This window comes from Moorena sp. SIO3E8 (assembly GCF_010692445.1).
Lineage (GTDB): Bacteria > Cyanobacteriota > Cyanobacteriia > Cyanobacteriales > Coleofasciculaceae > Moorena > Moorena bouillonii.
In genome coordinates this window covers 11,040-26,841 of the sequence record NZ_JAAHHM010000040.1, presented here as the reverse complement: position 1 = coordinate 26,841, position 15,802 = coordinate 11,040, and the positions used below count along the sequence as shown (strand labels likewise).

The window sequence follows — 15,802 nt, the reverse complement described above, 5'->3', positions numbered from 1 at the left end:
GATTGCCATAATTATTCCTAGTGCAGTCATCCTGATCCTGCTAGAGTTCGCCACCTATTTCTAATTGCTGTAAGCAATTAGGCATTTAACTTTTAGTCCGAACCACTTCTGCAAAATTAGGCCTACTATCTCCCTATTTCGACCTATTTTTATGGGCCTATATTCACAATTAAAATGTATAAAAATTATGTGAATAGTTTGTGATATTGTTATTTATAAAACTTAATTACAGTATTTATACTGTTATGAATATTAACCGAATTTACAGGAAGTAATGCTAACGTAAATTTACGTTGATTTTATTTAATTTAAATGTAGCGTAATTCATCCCATAATTAAACGAATTTTCGGAGATTTTAATAAAACTTTATTTATTTATTGAATTAATAAAAAAATGATATCAAACTCTGGAACTTATCCCCTTGATGATGTAACGAGTAAAACTCTTTTATTGGATAAAAGTAAATTTCCTAGGTTGGAGTTGGAGTTAAAGAGCGATCGCACTTTAATCCGATAGACAATCCCCCAGACATTTGAAGCAACATTTTGTAACATTGGTTCAGAGCCACCGAAATCAACTGATGATAAATTCATAATTAACTCTAATCAACTTTATGTTGTAATCACGTTAATTTTTCCTTGCCTTCAATTAAATGTTCTCTCCCTTGCTAGTAAATTCCGGACAGTTTTTCAGAAAAACTTTTGCTGCTATATAAGGTTAGTGAAGCTAACAGCCTATGGGCTACGCGCACGCTACGGGAATAGATAAGCGCGTTTGTATCTGGGTTGTAAACACACGAATTGCTGAAAAAGGCAACAGGCAACAGGCAAAAGGCAAGATGGGAAAGAGATACAGATTTTTATCGTCCAAGAAAAAAAGACGATACAGGTTTACATCTCATTTGGAAACCTGATAACAGCCGTTAGGTTTGAGCTAGTGTTCTGGTAGCTGCAGTGGTAAATAAAAACAGCAACTAGGAGCCCACGGCGTGCGCCCCTATGAGATAAGTGGGTTTGGTAACCAGTTTTGCGTCAGTCAAGACCTAGTGATACTGGAATATAAGGGGAATACCACCGCAATACCATTGAAAGGTCAGAGCATCAATCAGATCGACTCTCTCCAAACCTCTCCAACAGTGCCTGACGAGACAAGTTAAGCAGCACCTGAGTACGGTCTTTTATCGGCAACTGCATCAAAGGCTCAATGGTTCGGGATAATTCGAGATCAACAGTGCCAAACCGCCCTGCCAGTAGATTTTCCACCATCAGGCGCTGTCCCTCTAAATTGCCTTGTTCCTTGCCTTGTTCCCTTCCTTGCTCTAAGGTTTCTTCCCGCCAACGCAAATAAGCTGGTGATAAATTCATAATTAACTCCCTCTCGTCTTGAGTTAAATCTTCACTTTCCTCTATTTTGTCTATTTTGATGCGCCAGTTGGCCAGAATCTCTAAGATGTTACCCCGTAAGGGGTGTCCGACCGGTAGTGCTAGCAACTCATTAATGGCTTGGCTTTGAGTCTTATCCCGTCCCAAAATTCTTAACCACAGGGTTTCTTCGGTAATAGGTAGCTGGTTAATGGCTACCAGGGCTGTCTTGAAGAACTCAGGCAAAAAGTAGACTCCTGCAACCCAATCACCGGAATCATTAAGTTTTGCACCAAACCCGTTCAACAGCTGGGCTGAACAGGAAGGAGACAAAATCCATAAACAGGGCAAGTCGGTTTCACTGATCGGGTTTTGCTCTCGTCGTGCCTTCCGCTGCAGGTCACTGTAGAGGGCAAACAACTTCAGCAGGCAATTACGCACCGCCATGATCCCTGTGGCATTGCGGAACGGTTCCAACAAACAGGCGCTTGATGTCATCTGACCGAGCAATCCGATTTCCTGCGCTGCTGTGGATTCAGAAGCTGTTGGTAGAAACCAAATATCGACTTGACGAACTTCACTGGTTAGTTCTCGGCTGACTTCTACTTGACCGTGAGGTGTTAACAACTCCGTTAGATACTGTTTGGCAAATTGATCATGAGGCTGTCTGGTCATTCATCCTAACTCTTTGGGGTTGGTGTTAGTAGCCTTTCACAGCTGGTTTGGCCAAAAACAGATCCATATGATCTTGACATTTTAGACTTTTACCCCATAACCCAAGCTAAGGGCGCAAGGGAAGCGCCCCTAGAACTTCTGAAATCGAACTGAGCTTGGAATACCACCGCAATCCCATTGAACGGTGAGAGCATCAATCCGATCGACTGTCTCTAAACCTCTCTAACAGTTCCTGACGAGACAAGTTGGAGAGGTTAAGCAGCACCTGAGTACGGTCTGTGATCGGCAACTGCATCAAAGGCTCAATGGTTCGGGATAATTCGAGATCAACAGTGCCAAACCGCCCTGCCAGTAGATTTTCCACCATCAGGCGCTGTCCCTCTAAATTTCCTTGCTCTAAGGTTTCTTCCCGCCAACGCAAATAAGCTGGTGATAAATTCATAATTAACTCCCTCTCGTCTTCAGTTAAATCTTCGCTTTCCTCTATTTTGATGCGCCAGTTGGCCAGAATCTCTAAGATGTTGCCCCGTAAGGGGTGTCCGACCGGTAGTGCCAGCAACTCATTAATGGCTTGGCTTTGAGTCTTATCCCGTCCCAAAATTCTTAACCAGAGGGTTTCTTCGGTAAGCGGTAGCTGGTTAATGGCTACCAGGGCTGTGTTGAACCACTCAGGCAAAAAGTAAACTCCTGCAACCCAATCACCGGAATCACTAAGTTTTGCACCAAAGCCGTTCAACAGCTGGGCTGAACAGGACGGGGACAAAATCCATAAACAGGGCAAATCAGTTTCACTGATCGGGTTTTTCTCTCGTCGTGCCTTCCGCTGCAGGTCACTGTAGAGGGCAAACAACTTCAGCAGGCAATTACGCACCGCCATTATCCCTGTGGCATTGCGGAACGGTTCCAATAAACAGGCGGTTGATGCCATCTGACCGAGCAATCCAATGTCCTGCACTGCTGTGGATTCAGAAGCTGTTGGTAGAAACCAAATATCGACTTGACGCACTTCACTGGTTAGTTCTCGACTGACTTCTACCTGACCGTGAGGTGTTAACAACTCAGTTAGATACTGTTTGGCAAATTGATCATGAGGCTGTCGGGTCATTAATCCTAACTCTTTGGGGTTGGTGTTAGTAGCCTTTCACCGACAAACATGCAAAAAACAGATCCCATGGATCTTGACATTTGAGACTTTTACCCCATAACCCAAGCTAGGGACCCTTGGCTTGCGCCCCTACAAGCAAAATGATGTCTCAATCTGCCGTACAGCAGTAAGGGCAGAATAACTGACCCCAGCTGTTCCTTCTCCTGGATGAGTTGAATCTCCTACTAACCACAAACTTTTGCAAGGTGTGCGAGTAGCAAAGCCAAAGGGTCCAAAGGTCGGTATCCGTTGCCCTATTCCTCCCACAATGCCTTGTTCTCTGGCAGTATAACGGGCAAAGGTGCGAGGGGTTGCTGCTTCTTGGTGAATGATGGTCTCTGGTGTTAAATCAAAGTATTGACTAAGACGTGCGATCGCATTTTCTGTATACTCTTCCTTTAAGCGGTCATAGTCTTGCTGGGATCCCCGCCACCACATGGCAGCATCGGTAAAGGATGAGGCAGTAATGGTAGCTTTTCCCTCTGGTGCTCGTCCATCTCCTGGCTTACTCACCGAAATAAACAAGGAATTATTCTCGCCAATTGGTCCATCGTAGTCATAGAGAAACTGAAGATGGGGAGGACAACCATCAGGAATTGCGCGTTTATCTACCCCAAGATAGATGACAAACGCACCGGATGGTGGAGGTAACTTATCGACTCGATACTTATAGCCTGCCATCGAGTAGCCTGCCATAGAGGTATTAGGCAACGTCTGTAGATTATTACCTAATAATTTGACCAGGTTTTGCACCGTAACATTGGCAACTACTTCATCCGCTGGTTCTGTCCAAACTTCCCCAGTTTTCTGATTGCGAATCCTGACACCAGTCGCTTTACCAGCTGATGTTTCGATCTGTTCAACGGTGTGGCGCATTAGTAGCTTACCCCCCCATTTTTCCAGGGCTTCTACTAAGCGATCGCTTAACACTTGCATACTACCTTGGAGATGAAATAACCCTTGGGGTTCCTGGGAAACTCCTAAGGCTGTTGCTGCATACAACAGTGCTGTCTGATCAACATCCACTTGAGAATAAAGCTTGAGCTGCATATCCAGAAAGGTTTTCAGACGCTTATTGTCATATAAGCCATATCCTCGTAACCCATCCGCTACGGTCATGAAGGTAAAGGGTAGGGTAATTAAGGTATCCGGACGCACTGCTGAGGTTAGTTGCCACAAATCCCATACATTACGAGGTGGTAGCACTGGGTCACGGGATTGGAACTTCCAACTGGCATTGAATAAGGTTGCCATTAGTTGCCAGAAGGGTTCACTACCGGGAAACTGGCGTTGTCGTTCTGTTTTCCATTGCTCCGGGTTACGCCAGATGTTAATCGGTTCAGTTTCACCAGGAAGAAATACGGCACAAGCAGGGTCACAGGGGGTAGCGGCTGGCAGCTCTACTTCCAGTTCATCAAAGATGCGTTTGTGAATGCCACCAGGTTCTAAGCCAGCTACCTGGGTCGCACCAACATCGAAGGTAAAGCCCCGACGTTTGAAGGTAGAGGCGCATCCTCCTGGTACTAGGGCTTGGTCTAGTATTACAACATGGTAGCCTCGGCGAGCGAGGAGTGCTCCAGCGGTTAGTCCACCAATCCCTGCGCCGATTACTACTACTTTTTTCTGGACTTTTTTCTGCGGGAATTCTTTCTTGGGGTATTCTACCTTACCTTTACCGCCCTGAGTGCTTACCATGCTGCTTTATTTGCATTTCTTAATGTTTCTTATCATAATTCTACCTTGAGCCATGTTCTTTGGGAGTCGGAAGTGGGGAGATGGGGAGATGGGGAGATGGGGAGATGGGGAGATGGGGAGATGGGGAGATGGGGAGATGGGGAGATGGGGAGATGGGGAGATGGCTAATTGCTAGGGAAGCAACCGTTAACCTTCAACCAACCTGCAACCTGCAACCTACAATCTGCAACCTGAAACCTGCAACCTGAAACCTGAAACCTGAAACCTGCAACCTGAAACCTGAAACCTGAAACCTGAAACCTGCAACCTGCAACCTGCAACCAAAACCGTTCACCCTTCGTAGGATACTCTTGAATGTTCTCATCAAAAAACCCGGTCAAGACCGGGAAAATTGCTGAAAAACCAATCAACTTACCAAAGCTTGGCTTTATTACAAAAAATCGTGGAATGGTTGGAAGCCCTATCTATGAAGGAGGGCTGAGCCGACCCTTGATGACCTTTAGAGGGAAAAGAGAAAACACTCCCACACCTTATACCCTTTTTTGATATCCTAGAAGGTCATCAATTGTTAACATTCCCAGACTTGGGTCAGCTCAGACACCGTCTATCTAACTATCGGATAATGTTACAGGTTAGGGGGCAAGCCGCATAAACCGGAGTCTGGATCAGATCAGGCTCGCCATGTAGCCAATTTAACCAACTAACTTCCTTAGGATGAACCCCCTTAAAGGTTAAGACTCCTGCACCTAATATCACTGCTAAAACATTTACTCCAATCAAACTCCCTGCTACTAGTAATACAGCACTAACCGGCAGAATCGATTGTAGAGCGATCGCTAACAGAGAGCCAGCGGTAACCATTAATACAATCAACGGAAAACCGACAACCAGTAAGCAAACTGCCAAGGTAAATGCCCAAATTAAAAAGCTTTTGACCACTGCTAATGAATCAGTTTGTGTAAAGCTTTGACTTGTGGTTAATGCCATGGTGTTTTCTCCAGTAATCATTAAAAAAAAATGAATTGACAGTGTCTGCCCTTACTTGACAGGGTCTGTCCTTGAGTAAATTCTTTGATTTGAAATTTTCTAGGTGAATTTCAGTATAGGTAAAATTTTGATGAAGATGAACCTTTTGTCAAAAAAGTTTACAGTCAACTCGTCCGACCTATGTATCAAAATTGTTACAATCGTTAAAAGCCGGAAATTATTGGTTATCTTAAGAGAGACCGATAATCTACCATTAGACAGATGAACCAATTTTTCATCGCTGATATATAGACCGAAATAAGCCCAATCAGTTATAGCGTTATAGTTAGAGTTATATAGACCGAATCAGTTATAGAGATAAGTTATAGAGTCCCAAGAACAAGAAAAGGAGCTAGGGTCACCGAATCGGATCAGGATGGGTGAGGGGTTGACTCCGATTTGCTTAACATTTGTTATCATTTGCTTAATATATATTATCCAAATTGAGGAGTTTTCTCATATGTAAGCATTCAGCATTCAGCCGTCAGCCGTCAGCTTTGTGGCACAGGCTTAATGTTTGTGGCACAGGCTTCAACGCTGTGACATAACTCAGCATTATTCGAATGCTGACCTGTTGTCAGCCATGCAAAGCGCGAGTGGGGGAAACCCCCGCAGGTCGGCGCTGCCTCCCCAAGACCGCACTGCCTCCCCAAGACCGTAATGGTGCGTTTGACCCGTAATTAAATTCGCCACGGGTCGCACCTCTGCATCGCTTATTCAAAAGCACCTCGCGTAGCGTGCGCGTAGCGCATTAGCTGATAGCTGATAGCTGAATGCTGAATGCTTACTCTCATATTAAGCATAATTACTGATAATTACGCTTAATTACTCATATTAGGTATTTGTGATTAGGAGTTACCCCCCGTCCCTTGGTCAACCCTCATCTTAGGGGTGCTTTGAATATTAGGGGCGCTTTGCTTGCGCCCTCACGGATTGCGCCCCGCCCTCACGCTGATCTTAAATCTAGTTTTGAGCAGGGGAGAAGGTTTTAGAGTTTTTGCTGCTTACTCAAAAATAAACAATCACAAACAATAACAAACAATTAGATGGTGACAGCTGACCAATTTCAAAAAATAGTGCTATTAACACATCACCTCATCACCATTTATAGTTCAAAGAAATGAAATTGGTGTATAGCGTTTCTTATACTTATCAGGTACACTCAAATTTCTTACCCCGACTCCCGACTCCCTCGGTGCGCTTGACTCCCTACTGCCGACTCCCGACTCCCTATTGCCATTAACCAAAGACGAAAATCCCTTACCTAAGGTAGAACTGTTATAAGTTATACTCAACTCTAACTGTTGGGAAAACTTTAAGTAAGAGTTTGTAAAATAAATTCTCGTAGCCCAACTGTAGTTGGTAGTTGAAAGATGACAGATCAACAGCCCTCACCCCGCATTGCACCAGCACCACCGCCTTTGAATATAGCGTCTAGAGCAGCATCTGCTCAAGGCAATCAATCGAGACCTGCACAACCAAGAGCCATGGCTCCAAGAAACGGTCAAGCCGGTGCCGCAGTAGCCTCACGCCCTCGCCCTGTGGCCACAGCAGCTCAGAATTCAGCCACTAACGTCCAAGCAAAACCATCCGCCAATCAGCACCAGAAGACACCCCATAGTATCGGTCTGCCCCCTGGACAGTCAAGCTTAGAAAGCATTGTCCGTGACGCTTTTGAGAAAGGAGTGTCTGATATTCATCTAGGTGTTGGTGAAACTCCCCGTTTCCGGAGTCGCGGTGAAATGGAGCCAACCGAATATCCACTCACAGATCACGCAACATTTAACTGTTGGCTCAAGGAAGTAATGACTGATGACGAAATCCGGCGCTTTAGAGAAGAGTTGGAATTTGATGGGGCAACTCAGTACGAGTTTAGTCGGGTCAGGATAAATGTCTTCGATAGCCTTCTTGGTCCTGCAATGGTCTTGCGGATTATTCCCCTGAAGATATTGACCCTTGAGGAGTTGCGGTTGCCTGCAATCCTGAAAGATGTCTGTCACTACCATAAAGGTCTGATTTTGGTCACCGGTCCCACAGGTTCCGGAAAATCTACCAGCATGGCCGCCATGATAGACTATATGAACAAAGATATGGCGCGGCATATAATTACCATTGAAGACCCGATTGAATTTATCCACCAAAGTCGCAAATCTCTGGTTAAACAGCGGGAAGTAGGAATGCATACCCGTAAATTTGACCGGGCATTGAAAGCCGCTTTGCGGGAAGACCCTGATGTGATTCTGATTGGGGAAATGCGAGATCGAGAAACAGTAAATACAGCTCTCAAGGCTGCTCAAACGGGTCACTTGGTCATGGGTACTTTGCATACCAACAGTGCAGTGAAAACCATTGAGCGGATTCTCAATCTCTACAATCCAGAAGAACAGGCTCCCATGCGGGTGGCCATATCAGAAGCCCTAGTAGGAGTCATTTCCCAAGGGTTGTGCCGTACTACCGATGGCAAGCGTGCTGCGTTTCATGACATCCTGATTAATACTGAATCTATTAAGGATTACATCCTCAAGGGCAAATACGAAGAAATTGAACAACTGATGGCGGCCAGTGAATTTGACGGTATGGTTACCGTAAATAAATCCTTGTTCGCTCTTTACCAAGAGGGGCGTATTACTGAGGAAACTGCCTTAGAAAAGTCACCCACTCCCAACGAGATCGCAATGATGTTGCGCGGTCGGATCTAGGGATTAGTCACCCTTGTATTAGGGATTAGGAATTAGGGATCAAGACTTAACTCCTAAAACCTAACCCCTAAAACATAAACTATAAAAATAACACTTATAAACTATAAAATAACACTTATAAACTAAAAAGTAAAACCTTAAGTATCAAATTAAATTGACGACATAGTACTAGCATATGCTGGATGAAACCCCCTTGCCCCAACTGTTTAAAGGTATTGCTATATTTACACCAGGGGAAGATCTAGTGTATAGCATTGACTTTAATAAGCAGAGTCACTGGCACCTGCATCTGTGTGCGAGTTTACAGGAAATACTGGGGTTACCAGAGCCACCTCATTTTTTAGTCCCCGGATATACTGCCACCATTGATCGGTGGATTGACCCTCAAACCAATCAGTTGCGTATGTCAGCAGAAATTCATTGGTTGGTGCAACATCATCAGGCATTGTTAAATGCAGTATTTGGCACTGACAACCTGATTTGGCAAGTAGCCCCTTGGGAGGAAGAGTCCTGTGACCCGGCGGTGCTAGAAACTTATCGCAATCAGTTTCCCCAACTCTGGCAAAACCATGACTTGATCCTGCGCATTGACCGCCCAGAGCCATTATCCTACTCTGATACAGAAGAGGTTTTGCCAGAAAGGGTTACTAAGCAAAACTCTGGGAGATGGCCATCTCAGGAGCATTTGAGAGCTATGGAAAAGCTGCCGGGTTTATCTAAGTCTGCCACTGATAGTACAGACTCACTGACTGCCACCGATGTCACCAAACCTGATTCTTTATCCAGGATGTCCCTGCCTGATGTGTCTCACTCCCAGGCACAACCTACCCATAGCTATGTCCTGCGTTTGTTCGTTTCCGGACATAGTTCAGAGACTGAGTATACTCTCAAGAGTCTATACCAGTTGTTAGAGAATCATTTAGGTCATCCCTATACCCTAAAAATTATTGATGTTTTCAAGCACCCAGAACTGGCAGAAACTGATCAGATCTCGGCGACACCAACACTACTCAGAGTATGGCCCGAGCCTGTCCGGCGGATTATCGGTGATTTGAATGATATTGATCAGGTATTGCAGAGATTAACCAGCAATATTGTTGACTCCTCAGCACTTCAGCAATAAGCTTTTAATAGGTAAGAGGTAATAGGTAATAGGTAATAGGTAATATAGCAGTTATCAATTTGGTATTGAGAACTGCTATATGTCCTTTTGTTGTTACTTTTGTTTAGCAGCAGCTTTCTTCTTGGTCTTTTTAGTCTTTTTGCTAGCATTGGCAGCTTTTTTAGCCGCTTTGGCCGCAGCGATCGCTTTTAAGCGAGCTTCTTCTTTTTCCTGGGCAATCTTTTCGAGATAGTAGTGGTAATCTCCTAGATAGGTGCAGAATTCGCCATCCCGGATTTCTACTATTTTGTTGGCCACTTTCGAGATAAAATAGCGGTCGTGGGAAACAATAATTACTGTACCATCATAGGTACCGAGTGCTTCCTCCAACATTTCTTTGGCTGGGATATCCAGGTGATTAGTCGGCTCATCCAGAATTAGTAAATTAGCGGGAGCAAGGAGCATTTTGGCTAAGGCCAGGCGGGCTTTTTCCCCTCCACTAAGGGACTCAACCTTTTTATATACCGTGTCCCCAGTAAACAGAAACCGTCCCAATAGGGTACGCACTTCCTGATTTTTCCAGTCTGGGACTTCATCATGGATGGTTTCCATGACGGTTTTGCTTAATTCTAGGGCTTCTGCTTGATTCTGCTCAAAGTAACCAGGAATGACATTGTGTTTGCCTAGTGTTACTATTCCTTCTGTGGACTGTTCCTTTCCTATGATCATGCGGAGTAAGGTGGATTTACCGCAACCATTGGGACCGATGAAGGCTATGCGATCGCCCCGTTCAATCAACAAGTCTGCTCCCAGAAATAAAATCTTGTCATCATAGTCATGGACTAAATCCTTGATTTTGACTACCTCAACACCACTACGAGGGGCAGGAGGGAATTGGAATTTCAGGGTTTTGAGATTAGCAGTGGGGGCTTCTATCCGTTCAGTTTTTTCTAATTGTTTCTCTCGGCTTTTGGCTTGGGTAGACCGGGTTGCACTAGCACGGAAACGCTCAATAAAGGCTTGCTGCTTTTCTATTTCCTTTTGTTGACGCTCGTAGCTACTCAGTTGAGCTGCCTGCATCTCGGCTTTCTGCTGGAGATAAGCTGAGTAATTGCCTAGGTAGGTAGTCGAGACACCCCGTTCGGTTTCCACAATTTGGGTGCAGAGGCGGTCAAGAAACTCCCGGTCGTGAGATACTATTACCATTGGGGTCTTCAGACCCTTGAGATACTTTTCCAACCATTCGATGGTTTCCAAGTCAAGATGGTTAGTCGGCTCGTCCATTAGTAGGACGTCTGGCTTCTGGAGCAGGATTTTGCCTAAACTCATGCGCATTTGCCAGCCACCACTGAAAGCACTCACTAAGCGATCGCTATCCTGTGGCTCAAATCCCATCTCCGGCAAGATCTTGTCAATTTTTGCTTGTAAGCCATAACCATCAAGGGCTTCAAATTGGCGCTGCAACCTATCTAGCTTTCTAATCAGTCCTTCCAATTCTGCTTCATCAGCCATTTCCATGGCGTTTTGCACTTGTAGGATTTCCTCGTTTACCTGGTTAGCTTCCTTAAATACCGTCCAGAATTCTGCTGAAACCGTGCGGGTTGGGTCTACTTCAAATTCTTGGGTGAGGTAAGCGATATGAAGACTGGCAGGACGGATAACAACACCGCTGGTGGGTTCCATCTCTCCAGCAATAATTTTTAGTTGGGTAGATTTCCCGGCACCGTTGACGCCAACTAAGCCAATGCGATCGCCTGGTTTAACTTCCCAGTTGACATCCTTTAGAACTTCGCCAGTGGGGTATACTTTACTAATGTGTTCGAGTCGCAGCATTAAGATGTCTCCAAGGAAAATTTTAGCTGGGGACTTTTAGTCCTGATCCCAAGTTGCTGTCGGGTTGACTAGAGAAGTTTGGCTGACAGGGATTCCCCTGTTCCTTTGACCATTAGTCCTTCTCAGTTTTCCCATCTACAGCAGATTATCCCTGGAAACCGCCACCTACAGTAGACCTCTTGCATCAATGGTGCCAAGCCCCGATTATCCCCTGCCCAGACTTGGGGAGCTAGGGGGGCAAAAGGATGATTGATGCAATAAATCTAGTGATAGAGTTTACGATCCAGGATGTTTTTGGCGATCGTAACAAAAATTCATCATGACTGTAGTTCATAAGAAGGTTAATCCCTAGTATTTTTCGGAATCTTCGGGAATCTACTACCAAGGCATGGTAGAAATAGAGCAGTTCTCATAGTTATGAGGTACAGTCAATTTTCTTACCCCTGTTTTGAGGCAAAGGGCGAGTGGGGAAGACAACAACCGTTAGTTCGCGGACTTCCCAACCTACCCGCGCCCGGCCTTAAACCTCAACCTGGAAGTAAACATCCACCATTTTGATAGTGTTACCGTTCAACACAGCAGTACTATGCTCACCATGAATATTGCCCATAGCATCAGTGCTGAAGACATTGGTGTAAGCTGTATTTAGGTCAGTGATGCCCTTAGACTCAAGGGAAAGTAGCTCACCTTGGTCAGTGATACCGTTTTCGTTGCTGTCTTGCCAGAGCTTGAGTTCCCCAAACAGAGCATCCTTTTCATTGACTAAGCCGTCACCATTAGAGTCGAAGGTCTCGAGTTTGGCAAAGCCCTCACCCACACCGGCACCGAATAGTTCCGCACGGGAGCTGATTTCACCGTCGCCATCATTGTCAATGGCCAGGAAGCCATCTTCTCCAGAAAGCCAACCAGTGTTAACCTTGCCGCCGGAGTTAAGCATATCGAACTCAACCCCTTTATCAATACTTAGGGTTTGAATGCCGTCACCATTTAGGTCAAAGGCAATAGGTGAGTAGACAGCGTAGTTGTCTATGATCTCAATTGTCTTGTGACCACTGTTCACTACATTGTCGCCGATCTTATCAATGGTGAGGCTGAAGTCCTCTGTACTTTCAGTGGCTGTGATGCCAGAAAAATACTTACCAAACTGGATTTCTTTGAGAGCATCAATGGTGAAGGAATTAGAGGTATCGCTGCCAGCATCAATCTTGACCACAAGGTGATTGCCCTCGGCTCCAGATACTTGGAAGTCATCGGTCAGACTGTCCACGCCTACCGGTAACTCATAAAGGCTTCCAGAGAAACCAGTGTAACCAACATTCCAGGCATCTCCGGCTTGAGAACGGTCGGTATCAATTGCTGTGTACAATTGACCTTCTTCGCCAAGTTGGACATTGTAGGTAACTCGATTGCTTAGGTAGTCAACCCGATCTAACCTGAAGCCGTCCGCTAGGTTCGCTGTCCCGTTGTTGATTTTAATCGTCACATAAGTGTCTTCATCAACAACACCATCTAGCTTGACTTGATAATGAGCGTTACTGCCTTCAGTGATGGAGCTTGACCCAACAATGGTGCCAGTGTTAGGTACAGGGTTCGGTTGAATATCCACAGTTACTGTAGCAGTATCAGTACCACCGTTACCATCGCTGATCTCGTAGGTGAAGCTCTCGTTACCCACAAAGTCGGGATTGGGAGTAAAGCTGAGTTGTCCATTATCCAGCAAGGTGACCGAACCATTGTTAGTATTGATGGTTTCACCAGTACTGATAGACTGACCATTCAAGGAAATAACCGAAATAGCATCCCCATCGGGGTCAGAGTCATTGGCTAAGGCATTGATAGTGACAGGGGTGTTAACAAAGGTGCTGTCGCTGTCATTCACCGCATCAGGAGGAGAATTCGGGGTAGGCAACGGATTCACCATCACCGAGAGATCTTTATCGGTAAATGCCCCATCCAAGTCAGTTACTTGTACTTTGAAATTGTACTTGTTGTCACCATCGTGATCAAGAGGATTATCAAAGTTGGGAGCATCTTTGAAAGAGAGCTCCCCTGTATCTTGATCAATGTTGAATAAGTCTTGATCCGGACCACCGACAATCGAGTATTGTAGCCCTTGGGCTTCAGCATCGTAATCATCAGTGGCATTGATATCAATTACGTTGATGTCATCCTCGATGATAGGGATAATACCATTCTGAGGCAGATTGCTGAATTCAGGTGCTTCGTTAATCAGCTTGTCCGGGTTAACTGTAAACAACCAATCAGAATCAGGGATGTATTCTTCAGCATTGGAGTGCTTCAACCAACCCCAGCCAGAAATCCCATCAAAGTTGCGATGACCCTGATCATTGGTTTCATTCCCAAGCTGGAAACTGAAATCCTTCTGGCCAGCGTAGTCACTCAGATCAAATTTAAGCTGCTTACCATACAGTTGCTTGATAGTACCTGTATTTTGTCCAGCGAAGTTCTTATCGACAAATAAATCATCATCATCACTGATTTGGTTAACGTGATCCTGATGGTAAGTAAAGTCAATTTGCCACAAACCATCGGTATCATCGTAGTCGTCAGATTTGTCGAAGTTGTCTTTTGCATCTAAGTTAGCAAAAGCCGTACCAAAGATCCGGATTTTGTTTCCATTCACACTCATCCGCATATTGGCATCAGGATGTTCGAAGTTAAACAGGCTGAAGTCACCTTCACCGCTTTGCAAGTCATCACGCAACAAGCCAGTCATAACTAGACCATAAGGACTGCCATCCTTATAATGAATACCATTACCATCTGGGTGATTGGAAAGTTGGTAAGTGCCATTTTGTAGAATCGGGACTGATCCAGAAGGAGTTAGGTCTACCAACCCAGCATCAACTTCATGGTTAATTTCCCCAGCCTCTAAAGTAATCACATCTGTCATACCAGTGCTGGGATCAATAACGTCAGAATCTTTCGATTCATCGTCACCAACATGGGCTATAGTGAAGTTTAAATCAGATGGTAAATCAGAGAAAGTGAGCTTGTAGTCGCCGGTAGCAAGGTTTTTAAAGTTGAAGTTACCGTTGTTATCAGTGGTTGTCTCCTTGGTGATATCATCGCTAGTGCCAAACTCGCCATCGTTACCAGCCCCAGTCAAAGTAACCTTAACGCCTTCAACCCCTGTTTCTCCTTGATCAAAAAGGCCATTACCATTAGCATCAAGCCAGACTTGGTTGCCGATTTCTGCTGGACGTTCTACCAACCCAGCATCAACTTCATGGTTAATTTCCCCAGCCTCTAAAGTAATCACATCTGTCATACCAGTGCTGGGATCAATAACGTCAGAATCTTTTGACTCCTGATTACCAACATTGGCTGTAGTGAAGTTTAAATCAGATGGTAAATCAGAGAAAGTGAGCTTGTAGTCGCCGGTAGCAAGGTTTTTAAAGTTGAAGTTACCGTTGTTATTAGTGGTTGTCTCCTTGGTGATATCATCGCTAGTGCCAAACTCGCCATCGTTACCAGCCCCAGTCAAAGTAACCTTAACGCCTTCAAGCCCTGTTTCTCCTTGATCAAAAAGGCCATTACCATTAGCATCAAGCCACACTTGGTTGCCGATTTCTGCTGGACGTTCTACCAACCCAGCATCAACTTCATGGTTAATTTCCCCAGCCTCTAAGGTAATCACATCTGTCATACCAGTGCTGGGATCAATAACGTCAGAATCTTTTGACTCCTGATTACCAACATTGGCAGTGGTGAAGTTTAAATCAGATGGTAAATCAGAGAAAGTGAGTTTGTAGTCCCCCGCAGCAAGGTTTTTAAACTTGAAGTGACCGTTGTAATTAGTGGTTCTGACCTTGGTGATATCATCGCTAGTGCCAAAGATGCCATCGTTACCAGCCCCGGTCAGAGTAACCTTAACGCCTTCAACTCCTGTTTCTCCTTGATCAAAAATGCCATTACCATTAGCATCAAGCCAGACTTGGTTGCCGATTTCTGCTTTTGGAATTTCTACCAACCCAGCATCAACTTTCTTGTTACTTTCCCCAGCCTTTAAGGTAATCACATCTGTCATACCAGTGCTGGGATCAATAACGTCAGAATCTTTTGACTCCTGATTACCAACATTGGCAGTGGTGAAGTTTAAATCAGATGGTAAATCAGAGAAAGTGAGTTTGTAGTCCCCCGCAGCAAGGTTTTTAAACTTGAAGTGACCGTTGTAATTAGTGGTTCTGACCTTGGTGATATCATCGCTAGTGCCAAAGATGCCATCGTTACCAGCCCCGGTCA

At 44.9% G+C, this 15,802-nt stretch carries 10 protein-coding genes; 3 read left to right on the top strand and 7 right to left on the bottom strand.

Annotated features, from left to right (window positions below):
- Positions 1-414 precede the first annotated feature (414 nt).
- From F6K46_RS18300 to crtD, 4 genes are all read right to left on the bottom strand, one after another.
- A complete protein-coding gene (locus F6K46_RS18300; RefSeq protein ID WP_149031069.1) occupies positions 415-594 on the bottom strand; it encodes a hypothetical protein in 180 nt (59 codons plus the stop codon).
- Between the two features lie 507 nt (positions 595-1,101).
- Positions 1,102-2,037 (bottom strand): hypothetical protein, encoded by a 936-nt coding sequence (locus F6K46_RS18295; protein WP_293061777.1) that lies wholly within the window; start codon positions 2,035-2,037, stop codon positions 1,102-1,104.
- Positions 2,038-2,230: 193 nt separating this feature from the next.
- Positions 2,231-3,142: a hypothetical protein gene (locus tag F6K46_RS18290; RefSeq protein WP_293061775.1), complete on the bottom strand. Its 912-nt coding sequence runs from the start codon at positions 3,140-3,142 to the stop codon at positions 2,231-2,233.
- Positions 3,143-3,271: 129 nt separating this feature from the next.
- Positions 3,272-4,876, bottom strand: a complete 1,605-nt coding sequence (gene crtD, locus F6K46_RS18285; RefSeq protein ID WP_229415373.1) for a C-3',4' desaturase CrtD — start codon at positions 4,874-4,876, stop codon at positions 3,272-3,274.
- Positions 4,877-4,980: 104 nt separating this feature from the next.
- On the opposite strand from crtD, the gene F6K46_RS18280 reads away from it, so the two are divergent.
- Positions 4,981-5,124, top strand: coding sequence for a hypothetical protein (locus F6K46_RS18280; protein ID WP_158069670.1), 144 nt, complete (start codon positions 4,981-4,983; stop codon positions 5,122-5,124).
- 364 nt (positions 5,125-5,488) lie between these two features.
- Here the strand turns inward: F6K46_RS18280 and F6K46_RS18275 are convergent, their stop codons facing one another.
- The gene (locus F6K46_RS18275; RefSeq protein ID WP_070396775.1) at positions 5,489-5,863 is read right to left on the bottom strand and encodes a hypothetical protein; all 375 of its coding nucleotides are present in this window, start codon (positions 5,861-5,863) and stop codon (positions 5,489-5,491) included.
- Positions 5,864-7,275: 1,412 nt separating this feature from the next.
- On the opposite strand from F6K46_RS18275, the gene F6K46_RS18270 reads away from it, so the two are divergent.
- Entirely contained in the window at positions 7,276-8,601 is a 1,326-nt protein-coding gene (locus tag F6K46_RS18270) for a type IV pilus twitching motility protein PilT (RefSeq protein WP_293061768.1), read from the top strand.
- Positions 8,602-8,776: 175 nt separating this feature from the next.
- Positions 8,777-9,724: a circadian clock KaiB family protein gene (locus F6K46_RS18265; protein ID WP_293061767.1), complete on the top strand. Its 948-nt coding sequence runs from the start codon at positions 8,777-8,779 to the stop codon at positions 9,722-9,724.
- Between the two features lie 93 nt (positions 9,725-9,817).
- Here the strand turns inward: F6K46_RS18265 and F6K46_RS18260 are convergent, their stop codons facing one another.
- Positions 9,818-11,536 (bottom strand): ABC-F family ATP-binding cassette domain-containing protein, encoded by a 1,719-nt coding sequence (locus tag F6K46_RS18260; RefSeq protein ID WP_293061766.1) that lies wholly within the window; start codon positions 11,534-11,536, stop codon positions 9,818-9,820.
- A 520-nt stretch (positions 11,537-12,056) separates the two neighbouring features.
- A partial coding sequence (locus tag F6K46_RS18255) for an SdrD B-like domain-containing protein (protein ID WP_293117220.1) occupies positions 12,057-15,802 on the bottom strand: 3,746 nt, incomplete at its 5' end.

Excerpts from the sequence above, each read along its gene's own strand:
- F6K46_RS18300 (WP_149031069.1), bottom strand. The coding sequence starts at position 594 with ATGAATTTATCATCAGTTGATTTCGGTGGCTCTGAACCAATGTTACAA.
- F6K46_RS18295 (WP_293061777.1), bottom strand. The coding sequence starts at position 2,037 with ATGACCAGACAGCCTCATGATCAATTTGCCAAACAGTATCTAACGGAG.
- F6K46_RS18290 (WP_293061775.1), bottom strand. The coding sequence starts at position 3,142 with ATGACCCGACAGCCTCATGATCAATTTGCCAAACAGTATCTAACTGAG.
- crtD (WP_229415373.1), bottom strand. The coding sequence starts at position 4,876 with ATGGTAAGCACTCAGGGCGGTAAAGGTAAGGTAGAATACCCCAAGAAA.
- F6K46_RS18280 (WP_158069670.1), top strand. The coding sequence starts at position 4,981 with ATGGGGAGATGGGGAGATGGGGAGATGGGGAGATGGGGAGATGGGGAG.
- F6K46_RS18275 (WP_070396775.1), bottom strand. The coding sequence starts at position 5,863 with ATGGCATTAACCACAAGTCAAAGCTTTACACAAACTGATTCATTAGCA.
- F6K46_RS18270 (WP_293061768.1), top strand. The coding sequence starts at position 7,276 with ATGACAGATCAACAGCCCTCACCCCGCATTGCACCAGCACCACCGCCT.
- F6K46_RS18265 (WP_293061767.1), top strand. The coding sequence starts at position 8,777 with ATGCTGGATGAAACCCCCTTGCCCCAACTGTTTAAAGGTATTGCTATA.
- F6K46_RS18260 (WP_293061766.1), bottom strand. The coding sequence starts at position 11,536 with ATGCTGCGACTCGAACACATTAGTAAAGTATACCCCACTGGCGAAGTT.